Origin of the sequence: Thiomicrorhabdus marina, from assembly GCF_017571465.1 — a bacterium.
Classification (GTDB): domain Bacteria; phylum Pseudomonadota; class Gammaproteobacteria; order Thiomicrospirales; family Thiomicrospiraceae; genus Thiomicrorhabdus; species Thiomicrorhabdus marina.
On the sequence record NZ_JAGETV010000040.1, the window covers coordinates 1 to 16311 of the forward strand.

Below are 16311 nucleotides of genomic sequence, written 5' to 3' on the forward strand. Positions count from 1 at the left end.
GTCTGTGGCATTGGGCCATCCGCAGCAGAACATACTAGGATTGCGCCGTCCATCTGTGCAGCACCGGTGATCATGTTTTTAACATAGTCAGCGTGTCCTGGGCAGTCTACGTGTGCGTAGTGACGTGCTTCTGATTCGTACTCAACGTGTGCGGTTGAGATAGTAATACCACGCTCACGCTCTTCTGGAGCGTTATCGATGTTTGCGTAGTCTTTTACTTCACCACCGAACTTCGCACCCTGTACGATAGTTAGCGCTGCAGTAAGAGTTGTTTTACCATGGTCAACGTGTCCGATAGTACCAACGTTAACGTGTGGTTTGGAACGTTCAAACTTTTCCTTAGCCATTTTAAATACCTTTGCTAGTGGGCGCTTGCGCGCCCAAATAAAGTTAAAAAGTTAAATTAAATTATTCGCCTTTCTTAGAAGCAGCGATGATTTCATCCGCTACATTCTTAGGAGCTTCTGAGTACTTCAAGAATTCCATGCTGTAAGAAGCACGACCTTGTGTCAAAGAACGCATTTGGTTCGAGTAACCGAACATCTCCGAAAGCGGTACTTCTGCTTTAACAGATTTACCAGTCGGAATGTCATCCATGCTCGAAACCATACCACGACGACGGTTAAGGTCACCAATGATATCACCCATGTATTCTTCAGGTGTAGTAACTTCAACTTTCATCAGAGGCTCTAGTAGAACCGCACCAGCTTCTGCTGTACCGTTCTTAACACCCATACCCGCTGCAACTTGGAACGCCATTTCGTTCGAGTCAACATCATGGTATGAACCGTCGATCAGCTCAACTTCAACGTCAACCATTGGGAAGCCTGCGATAACACCAGCTTCAAGCTGTTGTTTAGCACCCTTCTCAACTGCACCGATGTATTCTTTAGGAACCGCACCACCAACAATCGAGTTGATGAAGTTAAAGTTCTCTTTCTCTGAATCTTCAGGAAGAGGACGGATTTTGAATACAACGTGACCGTATTGACCACGACCACCAGACTGACGTACAAATTTACCGTGTGCTTCAACTTCACGACGGATCGTTTCACGGTAAGAAACTTGTGGCGCACCGATGTTCGCTTCAACTTTGAATTCACGACGCATACGATCAACGATGATATCAAGGTGAAGCTCACCCATACCAGAGATGATTGTTTGGTTGGTTTCTTCGTCAGTGTGAACACGGAAAGATGGATCTTCTGCCGCTAGTTTACCTAGTGCAATACCCATTTTCTCTTGGTCAGCTTTGGTCTTAGGCTCGATTGCGATCGAGATTACCGGCTCTGGGAATTCCATACGCTCAAGGATAACCGGGTTATCCATATCACATAGCGTATCACCAGTCGTAGTATCTTTAAGACCTACCGCACACGCGATGTCACCAGCACGTACTTCTTTAATCTCTTCACGAGAGTTTGAGTGCATCTGCAGGATACGACCAACACGCTCACGCTTACTCTTAACAGTGTTCATTACTGGAGAACCAGCTTCTAGCACACCTGAGTACACACGGAAGAACGTTAGGGTACCAACATAAGGGTCAGTCATTACTTTAAATGCAAGTGCAGCAAACGGCTCATCATCCGTTGAGTGACGCTCAACTGGAGTACCGTCTTCTAGTTCGCCTTTAATCGCAGGTACATCTGTCGGTGCCGGCATTAGCTCGATTACACCATCAAGAAGCGTTTGCACACCCTTGTTTTTGAAAGATGAACCGCAGAACATCGGAACGATTTCTACTGCGATACAACGCTGACGGATACCCGCTTTGATATCTTCTTCAGATAAATCACCTTCTTCTAGGTATTTATCCATAAGTTCTTCAGAAGCTTCAGCTGCCGTCTCAACAAGTTGCTCACGCCACTCGTCACAAAGATCTTGCATGTCAGCCGGGATATCTTCATAGGTAAAAGCCATACCCATGTTTTCTTCTTCCCAGTAGATCGCTTTCATTTTTACTAGATCAACTACACCACGGAAAGTTTCTTCCGCACCGATCGGTAGCTGCATAGGAACAGGCTGTGCACCTAGACGATCTGTAACCATCTTACAAACGTTCAGGAAGTTTGCCCCAGCACGGTCCATTTTATTAACGTAACCCATACGAGGTACGCCGTACTTATCAGCTTGACGCCATACAGTTTCAGACTGAGGTTCAACACCTGATACAGAACAGAAACAAGTTACAGCACCATCCAATACACGCAAAGAACGTTCTACTTCGATTGTGAAGTCAACGTGTCCTGGAGTATCGATAATATTAATACGATGCTCATCAAACTGACGTGCCATACCAGACCAGAAACAAGTCGTTGCAGCAGACGTGATTGTGATACCACGCTCTTGCTCTTGCTCCATCCAGTCCATAGTTGCACTACCTTCATGCGTTTCACCAATTTTATGAGAAACACCGGTATAGTAAAGAATACGCTCTGTAGTCGTCGTTTTACCCGCATCAATGTGGGCCATAATCCCAATATTGCGGTATCTATTTAGAGGGGTTTTACGTGCCACTTTAAATAACCTTTTTTAAACCAAAAATAAAGGCCCTGTAAAAGGGCCTCCATTAGCAGATGATTACCAACGGAAATGAGAGAAGGCTTTGTTTGCCTCTGCCATTCTGTGGGTATCTTCTTTTTTCTTGAATGCTGAACCGCGGCCTTCAAGTGCATCACCTAGCTCACCTGCTAGACGAAGCATCATACCTTTCTCGCTACGCTTACGCGCAGCTTCAACGATCCAGCGCATCGCTAGAGCAGTTTTACGCTCTGGACGAACTTCAACTGGTACTTGGTAAGTTGCACCACCAACACGGCGAGATTTAACCTCAACCATTGGTCCTACAGCTTCAAGCGCATCTTTCAAAAGGGCAGCTTGTTCACCACCGTTTTTACGTTCAACTAGAACATCTAGCGCACCGTAAACGATTTTTTCAGCAACGGATTTTTTACCGCTAACCATAATCATGTTAACGAATTTCGTTAACGTAATGTCTCCAAACTTCGGATCAGGTAGTACCTGACGCTTTGGAATTTCTCTTCTTCTTGCCATTCTTTACTCTTCCGGTATAAATGTAACACTAAAATTGCGAACGCATGTTAAGCGACTGTTAAAGTTTTATAACTCAACAGATTACTTAGGACGTTTCGCACCGTACTTAGAACGACCTTGTTTACGATCAGCAACACCGGCACAGTCAAGTGCGCCACGAACTGTGTGATAACGTACACCAGGCAAATCTTTAACACGACCACCACGGATAAGAATAACCGAGTGTTCTTGTAGGTTATGACCTTCACCACCAATGTAGGAAGCAACTTCATATCCGTTTGTTAAACGTACACGCGCAACTTTACGTAGAGCAGAGTTTGGCTTTTTAGGGGTTGTTGTATAAACACGCGTACAAACACCACGACGTTGAGGACATGCCTCAAGCGCTGCAACGTTTGAAACTTTACGCTTATCTTTACGCGGCTTACGCACCAACTGGTTAATAGTAGCCATTAAAATTTCTCCAAATTTGAGATTTTACTCTTACACATAAACGAAGCTGTAGGCCAAAATCAATTTGACCTACGTATAAGGAAAGCGAATTTTAGTGAGGTAATTTAAATAAGTCAAGCACTAACTGCTTGAATTTATTTTAAATTACTCTTCAACAGGTTGCTCTTCGCCAACCATAACTTCTAGCATTTCTTCACTAATACCTTCTTCAACATCATCTGCCGGAGCATCTGCGTTCAAAAATGCTTTCAGTTCTTCTGCCGATTTCTCTTGCGCATTACGGCGTGCTTTGTGATAAGCGAAACCGGTACCCGCAGGAATCAATCGACCAACAATAACGTTCTCTTTCAAACCAACCAACGTATCGCGCTTACCAGAAACTGCCGCTTCGGTTAATACACGAGTTGTCTCTTGGAACGAGGCTGCCGAGATAAATGACTCGGTTGCCAGAGACGCTTTAGTAATACCCAGAAGCACACGCTCAAAGCTTGCTTCAACCTTACCTTCTTCTCGCGCTTCTTCGTTCAAACCAAGAACGCGCGAGTATTCAGCTTGCTCACCGCGGATAAGGCCGGTATCACCAGAGGACTTAACTTCAACTTTACGCAACATCTGACGAACAATAGTCTCGATGTGCTTATCGTTGATCTTAACCCCTTGCAGACGGTACACATCTTGCACTTCGTCAACAATGTATTCCGCAAGTTTTTCAATACCTAGTAGACGCAGAATATCATGTGGATTTGAGTTACCTTCAACCACGATATCACCCTTCTCAACGCGCTCACCTTCGAACACGCTAACGGTACGCCACTTAGGAATTAGCGTTTCGTAAATTTCGCCACTATCTTGAGTGATAGTCAGACGTTGTTTACCTTTAGTCTCTTTACCGAAACCGATAACACCAGGTACCTCAGCCATAATAGCCGGCTCTTTTGGCTGACGGGCTTCAAACAGGTCAGCAACACGAGGTAGACCACCGGTGATATCTTTGTTTTTCGACGATGCTTGCGGGATACGCGCCAATACATCACCCTTACCGATCTTGTCGCCAGCTTGAACGACAACAATCGCATTTTCAGGAAGATAGTACATCGCCGGTGTTTGCGTACCAGGGAAACAAACCGCTTCCCCTGCTGCATCGACAAGTTCGATATAAGGACGTACATCCTTAGCAACCGATGAACGCTCTTTCGCATCTTTAACAACACGCGAAGTCAGACCGGTTACTTCATCAAGACGCTCTTCAACCGTGCCTTCGAAGTTACCGAAGTTAATCATACCTTCCGCTTCAGTTACGATTGGGTGAGTATGCGGATCCCAGTTCGCTAGAACATCGCCGGCCTTGATTGCGCCGCCATCTTTAATGTTCAAGATTGAACCATAGTTCAACTTATAGCGCTCTTGTTCACGACCAGACTCATCCATCACTGACACTTCACCAGAACGTGATGTCGCAACGATTTGACCTTCAGAGTTAGTCAGGGTTTTCAGGTTGTAATACTTAACCGTACCCGTGTGCTTAACTTCGATCGAGCTCTGCGCCGCAGAACCAGAAGCCGTACCACCGATATGGAAAGTACGCATGGTTAGCTGAGTACCTGGTTCACCGATAGACTGGGCAGCCATAACACCGACAGCTTCACCCATGTTAACTAACTGACCACGAGCAAGGTCACGACCATAACAAGTCTGACAGATACCGAAACGCGTTTCACAAGTCATTGGCGAACGAACGAAGACATGGTCAACACCATTATCATCAATCATATTCGCCAGCTTCTCGTCGATTAGCGTCCCTTTCTCCATTAGCAATTCGCCTTTGGCGGTCATGACATCTTCAGCCAGTACACGACCTAGAACACGGTCACGCAGTGATTCAATGATGTCACCACCTTCAACGTGTGCAGACATACGAATACCGACATCGGTACCACAGTCAGTTTCTGTTACCACAACATCCTGTGCAACGTCGACTAGACGGCGTGTTAGATAACCAGAGTTAGCTGTTTTCAGAGCGGTATCCGCAAGACCTTTACGTGCACCGTGCGTCGAGATAAAGTACTGAAGTACGTTTAGACCCTCACGGAAGTTAGCGGTAATCGGCGTTTCGATGATCGAACCATCCGGTTTCGCCATCAGACCACGCATACCACCAAGCTGACGCATCTGCGCCACACTACCACGCGCTCCGGAATCCGCCATCATGTAAACCGAGTTGAAAGAGGTCTGCTTCTGCTCTTGACCTTCTTTATCCACAACCGTTTCGGTTTGTAGCTCTTCCATCATCGACTTAGTAACTAATTCATTGGTGTGCGACCAGATATCAACAACTTTGTTGTAACGCTCACCTTCAGTAACCAAACCTTGTGCAAACTGGTTCTGAATCTCTTCAACCTGTGCATCGGCACGCTCGATAATGCCCGCTTTTGAATCCGGGATTAACATATCGTCAGAACAGAATGATAGACCCGCTAGAGTCGACCATTTGAAACCGGCATACATAAGTTGGTCAGCGAAAATAACCGTCTCTTTCGGCCCTAATTTACGGTAACACTCGTTAAGTACTTTAGAGATATTCTTCTTAGTCAAGTTAACATTGATTAAGTCATAGCTTAAACCACGTGGCAAGATACGGCTTAATAGTGCACGACCAACAGTGGTATCAACCACGCGCGTTCCAGCACTTTCCACACCTTCTTCATCAACCACAACTTCATTAATACGAAGTTTGATTTTGGTGTGAATATCCACGGCCTTAGCAGTCAATGCACGCTCAGCTTCCTGCCAGCTTGAGAACGCCATATCTTCACCTTTCGCATTAATACGTTCGCGCGAAATATAGTAAAGACCAAGTACAACGTCCTGCGAAGGTACGATGATTGGGTCACCGTTTGCAGGCGATAGTAAGTTGTTGGTCGACATCATTAGCGTACGCGCTTCAAGCTGCGCTTCTAGTGATAACGGAACGTGAACAGCCATTTGGTCACCATCGAAGTCGGCATTGAATGCCGAACATACTAGCGGGTGTAGGTTGATCGCTTTACCTTCGATCAGCACTGGTTCAAACGCCTGGATACCAAGACGGTGAAGCGTCGGGGCACGGTTAAGCAGTACCGGATGCTCGCGGATAACTTCATCAAGAACATCCCATACTTCCGGCAAACTCATCTCTACCATTTTCTTAGCTGCTTTAATCGTTGGTGCTAGACCACGTTTTTGCAGACGACTGAAGATAAACGGTTTGAATAGCTCCAATGCCATTTTCTTCGGTAGACCACACTGGTGTAGACGCAATGTTGGTCCAACCACGATTACCGAACGACCAGAGTAGTCAACACGCTTACCAAGAAGGTTTTGACGGAAACGACCTTGCTTACCTTTGATCATATCTGCCAAAGATTTAAGCTGACGCTTGTTGGTACCGGTTACCGCACGACCACGACGACCGTTATCTAATAGCGAGTCAACTGACTCCTGAAGCATACGCTTCTCGTTACGTACGATAATATCCGGCGCCATAAGGTCTAGCAGACGCTTAAGACGGTTGTTACGATTGATAACACGACGATAAAGGTCGTTCAAATCCGAAGTCGCAAAACGACCACCATCAAGCGGAACTAGAGGACGTAGTTCAGGCGGAAGAACCGGCAGCACATCAAGAATCATCCATTCAGGCTTGTTACCCGACTGTAGGAAAGATTCGATTAGCTTCAAACGCTTAGACAGTTTCTTCTGCTTGGTTTCAGAGTTGGTGTTATCCATCTCTGTGCGCAGGTGCTCTGCTTCATATTCAAGATCGATTGCTTGTAGCATTTTCTTGATTGCTTCGGCACCCATTTGCGCTTCAAACTCGTCACCGTGCTCTTCAAGTGCATCTAGATACTCTTCTTCAGAAAGCAACTGCCATGGCTCCATCGGAGTCAGACCTGGGTCAGTCACCATAAACGCTTCGAAGTATAGAACCGCTTCGATTTCTTTTAGCGTCATGTCCAACATCAAACCGATACGTGACGGCAGCGATTTCAAGAACCAGATGTGTGCAACAGAAGTCGCTAGGTCAATGTGACCCATACGCTCACGACGTACTTTAGATTGCGTTACTTCAACACCACATTTTTCACAGATAACACCACGGTGCTTCAGACGCTTGTATTTACCACACAAACATTCGAAGTCGCGGATCGGCCCGAAAATCTTGGCACAGAAAAGACCATCACGCTCCGGTTTGAAGGTACGGTAGTTAATGGTCTCAGGCTTTTTCACTTCGCCGTAAGACCAAGAACGAATCTTCTCAGGTGAAGCAAGGGTTACTTTGATTGCATCAAAGTCACTTGATACGTTCTGTTTTTTCAGAAAACCAATTAAATCTTTCATTATTCTTGCTCCAACTCAATATCAATACCTAGGGCGCGAATCTCTTTGCGCAGTACGCTGAATGACTCAGGCATACCAGGTTCCATATATTCGTTACCATCAACAATGTTTTTATACATTTTGGTACGACCAGTCAGGTCATCCGACTTAACCGTCAGCATTTCTTGTAGAGTGAAGGCTGCACCGTATGCTTCCAGTGCCCATACTTCCATCTCACCGAAACGCTGACCACCGAACTGCGCTTTACCACCCAGCGGCTGCTGAGTAACAAGCGAGTAAGGACCAGTCGAACGGGCGTGCATCTTATCGTCAACCAAGTGGTTAAGTTTCAGATAGTACATGTAACCAACGGTTACCGGACGATCGAACTCATCACCGCTTAGACCGTCAAACAGTTTCATCTGACCAGATTCCGGCAGATCCGCTAGACGTAACAATGCCTTAATCTGTCCTTCCGTCGCACCATCAAATACTGGTGACGCCAGTGGAACACCTTTACGCAAATTCATTGCTAGCTCGGTAATTTCTTCATCAGAGAAGCTATCTAGATCAACATTCTGACCTTGCGTCTCGTTATAAATGGTATGTAAGAAAGCACGGATTTCCGCCATGTCTTTCTGCTGCTGAATCATGTCATTGATTTTCGCACCAAGACCTTCAGCCGCTAGACCCATGTGAACTTCCAGGATCTGACCAACGTTCATACGTGACGGTACACCTAGCGGGTTCAAACAGATATCAACCGGACGACCGGTTTCATCAAATGGCATATCTTCAACCGGTGCAATACGCGAGATAACACCTTTGTTACCGTGACGACCGGCCATCTTATCACCAGGCTGGATACGACGCTTAATCGCAACGTAAACCTTAACCATCTTCGAAACACCCGGCGCCAAATCATCGCCTTGAGTTAGTTTCTTACGCTTCTCTTCGTAGGCTTCATTGAATGCTTTACGCTTGTCTTTCAAGTGCTTCTCTAGCGCTTCAAGCTGCTGCATCATCTCTGCATCGTCAACGTTCAGACCGAACCAACGTTCAGCCGGAACGGTTTCTAGGAATGACTCATCAATTGCCGTACCGTCAACCAGCTTAAGACCCGTTAGCATGCCGCGTAGACGGCCAATGGTATCTGCCTCAAGAATTTTGTACTGCTCGTCAATGTCCTTACGGATTTGCGACAGCTCGTCTTCTTGGATAGACAACGCACGCGCGTCTTTCTCAATACCTTCACGAGTAAAGACTTGAACGTCGATTACCGTACCTTCAACACCTTTAGTAACACGTAGAGAGGTATCTTTAACATCAGATGCTTTCTCACCGAAGATTGCACGTAGTAGCTTCTCTTCCGGAGTTAGCTGAGTTTCACCTTTCGGAGTAACCTTACCAACCAGGATATCGCCCTGCTTAACTTCAGCACCAACTTGTACGATACCGCACTCATCTAGACGCGCTAGCGCAGACTCACCAACGTTTGGAATATCGGCAGTAATTTCTTCAGGCCCAAGCTTAGTATCACGTGCCAGACAGGTTAACTCTTCAATGTGAATCGTGGTGTAACGATCTTCCTGTACAACACGCTCAGAAACTAGAATCGAGTCTTCGAAGTTATAACCGTTCCACGGCATGAACGCGATACGCATGTTCTGACCAAGCGCCAACTCACCTAGATCCGTTGAAGGACCGTCAGCCATAACGTCGCCGCGCTTAACGATATCGCCAGCCTTAACAACCGGACGCTGGTTAATACAGGTGTTCTGGTTAGAACGCTGGTACTTAACTAGGTTATAGATATCAACACCTGACTCACCGGCACCGATTTCGTCTTGGTTTACACGCACAACAATACGTGCCGAATCAGATGAAAGAATTTCACCGCCACGCTCAGCAACCACGGTTACACCCGAGTCGATAGCAACGGTCTTCTCAATACCGGTACCGACCAGAGGTTTTTCAGCACGCAGACACGGGACTGCCTGACGCTGCATGTTGGCACCCATTAGGGCACGGTTAGCATCATCGTGCTCAAGGAACGGAATCAATGCCGCTGCGACCGATACGATCTGCTTCGGTGAAACGTCCATGTAGTCAACATCTTTAGATGAAGACAGCGTAAATTCGTTTTGATGACGAGCTGAAACTAGGTTTTCAACAAACTTACCGTCCGCATCAACGTTTGCCGACGCCTGAGCGATAACAAACTGAGCTTCGTCGATTGCCGAAACATATTCAATTTCATCAGTAACCTGACCATCAACAACTTTACGATACGGCGTTTCTAGGAAACCGTACTCGTTCGTCTTAGCATAAATTGCTAAGGTGTTGATAAGACCGATGTTTGGTCCTTCAGGTGTTTCTATCGGACAAACACGACCATAGTGAGTTGGGTGAACGTCACGCACCTCAAAACCGGCACGCTCACGCGTTAGACCACCTGGCCCAAGCGCCGAGACACGACGTTTGTGAGTAACTTCCGAAAGCGGGTTAACTTGGTCCATGAACTGAGAAAGCTGTGACGAACCAAAGAATTCTTTAATCGCTGCCGAAACCGGTTTAGCGTTAATTAAATCTTGTGGCATTAGACCATCAGATTCAGCTTGGTTCAGGCGCTCTTTAACCGCGCGCTCAACACGAACCAAACCAACACGGAATGCGTTTTCAGCCATTTCACCCACCGCACGGATACGACGGTTACCAAGGGTATCAATATCATCGATTGTGCTGTGACCGTTACGGATGTTAATCATCTCGCGAATAACATCAATGATGTCTTCGTTATCAAGAACAACATTACCGTCATTTTCATTACGACCTAGACGACGGTTTAACTTCATACGACCGACGTTAGACAGATCATAACGCGCTTCATCGAAGAACAAGCTTTCAAATAGCGCTTGTGAAGATTCTTGAGTTGGCGGCTCACCAGGACGCATCATGCGGTAGATTTCCATCTGCGCTTCAGTTTGCGAAGTCGTGCTATCTAAATTTAAAGTGTCAGATAGATAAGGACCATTCTCAAGCTCATCAATATAAAGAATCTTGATTGAAGTGCCCGTCATGCTAGAAATTTTAGCAATGCTTTCCGCAGTCAGAATATCGTTGGTACGTGCAACTAGCTCACCGCTATCTTTATCGATAATCCCTGAAGCCAATACTTTACCGATTAGATAATCCGCTGGAACGGTAATGGTTTTGATGCCGGCAGCTTCGACTTGCTTAACAGTACGAGCAGTAACCTTCTTACCAGCTTCACACAGAACTTCACCCTTATGCTCAAGGTCAAACGGCATTTCCATCCCTTTGAACTGAGTGATGTCCAATGCCATCTTAAATGAATCTTTGGTGATTTCGATTGTATTGGTATCGAAGAACAGCCCAAGAATATCTTCATTGCTGTAGCCCATTGCGCGTAGCAATACAGAAACAGGTAGCTTACGACGACGGTCAATACGCGTGAAGATACAATCGTTATGGTCAAACTCGAAATCTAACCAAGAACCACGGTAAGGGATGATACGTGCATTAAATAGCAACTTACCAGAAGTGTGCGACTTACCTTTATCGCTATCGAAGATAACACCCGGTGAACGGTGTAACTGAGTTACGATTACACGCTCGGTACCGTTAATAACGAAAGTACCGTTATCGGTCATTAGAGGAATATCTCCTAGATATACCTCTTGTTCTTTCATGTCTTTAACCGGACGCTTGCCGGCCGGCGCATCTTTATCATAGATAACCAGACGCATCTTAACGCGAAGCGGTGCAGCGTAAGTGACACCACGTTGCTTACATTCTTTAACGTCAAACTCTGGCTGACCCATGTGATAACTCACATATTCAAGATCAGCAGTACCAGCAACACCTTCAATCGGGAATACCGAAGAGAAAGCAGCATGAAGACCCATATTTAGGCGTTCAGCAGGTTTTTTCTCAAGTTGTAGAAACTCGTGGAATGAGCCCTTCTGCAAGGACAGCAAATAAGGAACTTCAAGAATCGATGGGCGCGTCGCAAAATCCTTACGGACGCGTTTCTTTTCAGTTAAAGAGTAAGTCATCGTTTACCTCGACGATAAAGATTGTCAGGAAAATGGGCTTATGCCCGGTAACAATCTGTTACGGAATAAATGCATAAAACTGTGGTAGCTTTCCGATCAAAATCCAGAAAAGTTATCAACAGCTTACTAACACACTTTTACACACTGTTAAAACGAGAAAAGGCCGGTGTAAAATACACCAGCCAATTCTTGCTGAAAACCAGCTTTAGAAGTCAAATTACTTAACTTCGACGCCGATACCAGCTTCTTTAAGGTCGTTAGCCATCGCTTCAGCTTCAGCTTTAGAAACACCTTCTTTAAGAGTGAAAGGCGCGCCTTCAACAGCTGCTTTCGCTTCTTTAAGACCAAGACCAGTTGCACCACGTACCGCTTTGATCGCTGCAACTTTGTTGTCGCCAGCAGAAGTAAGAACTACGTCAAATTCAGTTTGTTCTTCAGCAGAACCAGCGTCACCAGCAGGACCAGCAGCAACCATAGCTGCAGCAGAAACGCCGAATTTTTCTTCCATTGCTTCAACTAGTTCAACAACTTCCATTACAGACATATTAGCAACTGCTTCTAGGATATCATCTTTAGATACAGACATTGTAATCTCCAAATTTTTAATCAGTTAGATTTGATAATTAAGTTTTAAAAATAAATTAAGCTTGAGCTTCTTTTTGTTCGTTAATCGCAGTAAGTGCGCGAGCAAGTTTCGCAACAGGCTCTTTCATAACGAATAGAAGTTTCGCTACAGCTTCGTCGTAAGTAGGTAGAGCAGCAACCTGAGCTAGAGACTCAGCACCCATGCAACCTTCACCAATAGATAGTGAACGTACAACTAGTGCGTCGTTGTCTTTTGCAAAGTTTTTGAATACACGAGCAGCGTTACCTAGTTCTTCGCCAGAGAAAGCGTAAACTAGCGGACCAGTAAAGGTATCTGCCATGTCTTCAAATTTAGTGCCTTCAACCGCGCGACGTACAAGCGTGTTTTTAACAACACGGATTTGAACGTTTGCTTTGCGCGCTTCAGCACGAAGGTTGGTCATTTGCTCTACAGTCAAACCACGATATTCAGCTGCAACCATTGAACCCGCTTCTGCTGCAACAGCAGAAACTTCTTCAACGATTTGCTTTTTATCTTGAATATTGAGTGCCATATAACCTCCAAAACAGTTAGATAAATGGCTTATCTAACCTGTCCATCTGCGTAGGCTTATTACTATTAAGAACGCGTCTTGCGCTCGCCTACGGTCTGCGATGGGCACTCACAAATCAAACTTGATTGGAGACCCAATTCGCAAATAATGCCTGCACCTAATAAATTAGGCGCAACCATTATTATAGTGATGACTGATCAACAGCTAGGCCTGGACCCATTGTTGAAGAAACAGTCACTTTCTTAACGTATGTCCCTTTAGCTGAAGCAGGTTTTGCTTTAACTAGGTCATCCATTAAGGCATTTAAGTTTTCTTTCAGCTTGTCAGCTTCAAACGCAACTGTACCGATAGAAGCGTGAACAATACCCGCTTTATCTGCACGGAAACGCACTTGACCCGCTTTAGCGTTGTTGATTGCACCAACTACGTCTGGAGTTACCGTACCAGTCTTAGGGTTAGGCATTAGACCACGCGGACCTAGAACCTGACCTAGCATACCAACAACACGCATCGCGTCCGGAGAAGCGATAACTACGTCGAAATCCATCATGCCGCCTTTGATTTCAGCAGCAAGCTCTTCCATACCAACGAATTCTGCACCCGCTTCTTTCGCAGCGGCTTGGTTAGCTTCACCAGTGAATACTGCAACGCGAACGTCTTTACCAGTACCGTTAGGCATAACTGTCGCACCACGCACAACTTGGTCAGATTTACGAGGATCGATACCAAGACGGATAGAAACATCAACAGATTCAGTGAACTTAGCAGTCGCTAGTTCTTTAACCAGGTTGATACCTTCGATGATATTGTAAGACGCATTACGGTCTACTTTTTCAGCGATCAACTTTTGTTTTTTAGTTAGTTTTGCCATCGTCATTAACCCTCAACATTCAAGCCCATTGAACGAGCAGAACCAGCGATAATGTTAACCGCCGCATCTAGATCGTTAGCGTTCAAATCAGCCATCTTAGTGTTAGCGATTTCTTCTAGTTGAGCACGAGTAACCGTACCAACTTTGTTCATGTTAGGAACAGCAGAACCAGACTTGATACCCGCAGCTTTCTTAAGAAGAATAGATGCCGGAGGAGTCTTAGTAACAAAAGTGAAAGACTTATCAGCGAAAACTGTAATGATTACAGGAATTGGAAGACCTTTCTCCATTTCCTGAGTTTGCGCGTTGAACGCTTTACAGAATTCCATGATATTAACACCGTGTTGACCTAGAGCAGGACCAACCGGAGGACTAGGGTTTGCATTACCCGCAGGTACTTGCAGTTTGATATAACCAGCGACTTTCTTAGCCATGATTTTCTCCTAATTTGGGTATAACGTTACTCGACTCTCGCCTTTCACTTCCCGTTTAAATAATACTGACTTTTTAGGTTTTCTCTACTTGGGTGAACTCAAGTTCAACCGGCGTAGATCGACCAAAGATAAGTACAGAAACTTGTAATTTGTTTTTGTCGTAATCAACACCTTCAATGACTGCTTCAAAGTCTTTAAAAGGACCATCGACCACGCGAACCATTTCGCCCGCTTCGTAAATAACTTTTGGACGCGGTTTATCGGTATTCGAGCTCACACGCTCAAGAATACGATCCACTTCTTTCTGCGTAATCGGCGCAGGACGATCAGAAGTACCGCCAATGAAGCCCATAACATTTGGAACACTTTTCACCAAATGCCAAGTTTCTTCATTCATATCCATTTGCACCAATACATAACCCGGGAAGAACTTACGTTCTGAAGTACGCTTTTTCCCTTCGCGAATCTCAACCACTTCCTCGGAAGGAACTAGGATTTCGCCGAACATCTGCTCTAAACCAGAACGTTCGATGTATTCTGCTAAAGCCTTTTGTACTTTCTTTTCATACCCTGAATAAGCATGAACGACATACCAACGTTGCGCCATCTTAACCACCTTGTCCTGTTAATAGCTTGACTGCCCATAAGAAGAACATATCAACCAACCATAAGAAGATACCCATCAAAATTACAACCACGAACACAATCAAGGTCATCTGTACGGTTTCTGGACGAGTTGGCCAAACAACTTGGCGCACTTCACGTTTAGCATGCGAAAGATACTGAAACCAGCTCTTACCGATAGTTGTCTGGTAAAAAATAAACACTGCCACTGCAGCACCAGCCACTAAACCAAGAACGCGCACTACAGCGTGCATCTGATCAAAGGTGTAGTAACCCACTAATGTCAAAACTAATACCGCCAAAGCGGCAACTAATTTCACTGTATCAAGTTGTGAACTAGCGGTTTGTGTACTCGGTTCTTTACTCATAAAATCTATCGGCTTAGGTAAAAAAACGACCCGCATTTAGTTAAAAATGCAGGTCGTTATTGAATGTGGCAGGGGTAGAGGGATTCGAACCCCCAACACCCGGATTTGGAATCCGGTGCTCTGCCAATTGGAGCTATACCCCTGTAGCTATTCGCAAAAAAAGCGCATTATACAGCGCTTTTTCTGCCGGTTCAAGTGTTACTCGATAATTTTCGCAACAACACCTGCACCAACTGTACGACCACCTTCACGGATTGCGAAACGTAGACCGTCTGACATCGCGATTGGGTTAATTAGTTCTACAGTCATTTGAACGTTATCACCAGGCATAACCATTTCTGTACCTGCTGGTAGTTCACATGCACCAGTTACGTCAGTTGTACGGAAGTAGAACTGTGGACGGTAACCGTTGAAGAATGGTGTATGACGACCACCTTCATCTTTTGATAGCACATAGACTTCAGCTTCGAACTTAGTATGTGGGTTTACAGTACCTTTGTGTGCAAGTACTTGACCACGCTCGATGTCTTCACGCTTAGTACCACGTAGTAGGATACCTACGTTATCACCTGCTTCACCTTGGTCAAGCAGCTTACGGAACATCTCAACACCAGTAACCGTTGTAGTTTGAGTATCACGGATACCAACGATCTCGATCTCTTCACCAACTTTGATAACACCAGTCTCTACACGACCCGTTGCAACCGTACCACGACCCTGGATAGAGAAGATGTCTTCTACCGGCATTAGGAATGGCTTGTCAGTTTCACGCTCTGGCTCTGGGATGTAAGTATCTAGTGCTTCAACTAGTTCACCAATTTTTTCAACGTATGCCGCGTCACCTTCGATTGCTTTAAGCGCAGAACCGATGATTACTGGCGTATCGTCACCTGGGAATTCGTATTCGTCTAGAAGCTCACGTACTTCCAT

At 45.4% G+C, this 16311-nt stretch carries 13 protein-coding genes and 1 tRNA gene; all 14 read right to left on the reverse strand.

Annotated elements, in window-relative coordinates:
* On the reverse strand, nt 1-347 hold a 347-nt coding region (locus J3998_RS12465), incomplete at its 3' end, for a GTP-binding protein (protein WP_243750663.1).
* Nucleotides 348-408: 61 nt separating this feature from the next.
* Nucleotides 409-2520: an elongation factor G gene (fusA, locus tag J3998_RS12470; protein ID WP_208151002.1), complete on the reverse strand. Its 2112-nt coding sequence runs from the start codon at nt 2518-2520 to the stop codon at nt 409-411.
* Between the two features lie 63 nt (nt 2521-2583).
* Complete coding sequence (rpsG, locus tag J3998_RS12475; RefSeq protein WP_208151003.1) at nt 2584-3057, reverse strand: 30S ribosomal protein S7; 474 nt, start codon at nt 3055-3057, stop codon at nt 2584-2586.
* Nucleotides 3058-3138: 81 nt separating this feature from the next.
* Nucleotides 3139-3510, reverse strand: a complete 372-nt coding sequence (gene rpsL / locus J3998_RS12480; protein ID WP_208151004.1) for a 30S ribosomal protein S12 — start codon at nt 3508-3510, stop codon at nt 3139-3141.
* Between the two features lie 144 nt (nt 3511-3654).
* Entirely contained in the window at nt 3655-7887 is a 4233-nt protein-coding gene (gene rpoC, locus J3998_RS12485) for a DNA-directed RNA polymerase subunit beta' (RefSeq protein WP_208151005.1), read from the reverse strand.
* On the reverse strand, nt 7887-11945 hold the full coding sequence (gene rpoB / locus J3998_RS12490; RefSeq protein WP_208151006.1) for a DNA-directed RNA polymerase subunit beta: 4059 nt from the start codon (nt 11943-11945) through the stop codon (nt 7887-7889). The genes rpoC and rpoB overlap by 1 nt, the downstream gene beginning before the upstream one ends.
* 217 nt (nt 11946-12162) lie before the next feature.
* Complete coding sequence (gene rplL / locus J3998_RS12495) at nt 12163-12531, reverse strand: 50S ribosomal protein L7/L12 (protein ID WP_208151007.1); 369 nt, start codon at nt 12529-12531, stop codon at nt 12163-12165.
* Between the two features lie 55 nt (nt 12532-12586).
* Complete coding sequence (gene rplJ, locus J3998_RS12500; protein WP_208151008.1) at nt 12587-13084, reverse strand: 50S ribosomal protein L10; 498 nt, start codon at nt 13082-13084, stop codon at nt 12587-12589.
* A 181-nt stretch (nt 13085-13265) separates the two neighbouring features.
* Nucleotides 13266-13955: a 50S ribosomal protein L1 gene (gene rplA, locus J3998_RS12505; RefSeq protein ID WP_208151009.1), complete on the reverse strand. Its 690-nt coding sequence runs from the start codon at nt 13953-13955 to the stop codon at nt 13266-13268.
* Nucleotides 13956-13960: 5 nt separating this feature from the next.
* The gene (gene rplK / locus J3998_RS12510; RefSeq protein WP_208151010.1) at nt 13961-14389 is read right to left on the reverse strand and encodes a 50S ribosomal protein L11; all 429 of its coding nucleotides are present in this window, start codon (nt 14387-14389) and stop codon (nt 13961-13963) included.
* Between the two features lie 73 nt (nt 14390-14462).
* On the reverse strand, nt 14463-14996 hold the full coding sequence (gene nusG / locus J3998_RS12515) for a transcription termination/antitermination protein NusG (RefSeq protein WP_208151011.1): 534 nt from the start codon (nt 14994-14996) through the stop codon (nt 14463-14465).
* 1 nt (nt 14997) lies between these two features.
* On the reverse strand, nt 14998-15381 hold the full coding sequence (secE, locus tag J3998_RS12520; RefSeq protein WP_208151012.1) for a preprotein translocase subunit SecE: 384 nt from the start codon (nt 15379-15381) through the stop codon (nt 14998-15000).
* Between the two features lie 66 nt (nt 15382-15447).
* Nucleotides 15448-15524: transfer RNA gene (locus J3998_RS12525), tRNA-Trp, on the reverse strand.
* Between the two features lie 55 nt (nt 15525-15579).
* Nucleotides 15580-16311: EF-Tu C-terminal domain-related protein (locus J3998_RS12530; protein ID WP_243750658.1), on the reverse strand; the 732-nt coding region annotated here is incomplete at its 5' end.

Bases quoted from the DNA above. Each gene is read 5' to 3' on its own strand.
- rpsG (WP_208151003.1), bottom strand. From the start codon at position 3,057: ATGGCAAGAAGAAGAGAAATTCCAAAGCGTCAGGTACTACCTGATCCG.
- rpsL (WP_208151004.1), bottom strand. From the start codon at position 3,510: ATGGCTACTATTAACCAGTTGGTGCGTAAGCCGCGTAAAGATAAGCGT.
- rpoC (WP_208151005.1), bottom strand. From the start codon at position 7,887: ATGAAAGATTTAATTGGTTTTCTGAAAAAACAGAACGTATCAAGTGAC.
- rpoB (WP_208151006.1), bottom strand. From the start codon at position 11,945: ATGACTTACTCTTTAACTGAAAAGAAACGCGTCCGTAAGGATTTTGCG.
- rplL (WP_208151007.1), bottom strand. From the start codon at position 12,531: ATGTCTGTATCTAAAGATGATATCCTAGAAGCAGTTGCTAATATGTCT.
- rplJ (WP_208151008.1), bottom strand. From the start codon at position 13,084: ATGGCACTCAATATTCAAGATAAAAAGCAAATCGTTGAAGAAGTTTCT.
- rplA (WP_208151009.1), bottom strand. From the start codon at position 13,955: ATGGCAAAACTAACTAAAAAACAAAAGTTGATCGCTGAAAAAGTAGAC.
- rplK (WP_208151010.1), bottom strand. From the start codon at position 14,389: ATGGCTAAGAAAGTCGCTGGTTATATCAAACTGCAAGTACCTGCGGGT.
- nusG (WP_208151011.1), bottom strand. From the start codon at position 14,996: ATGGCGCAACGTTGGTATGTCGTTCATGCTTATTCAGGGTATGAAAAG.
- secE (WP_208151012.1), bottom strand. From the start codon at position 15,381: ATGAGTAAAGAACCGAGTACACAAACCGCTAGTTCACAACTTGATACA.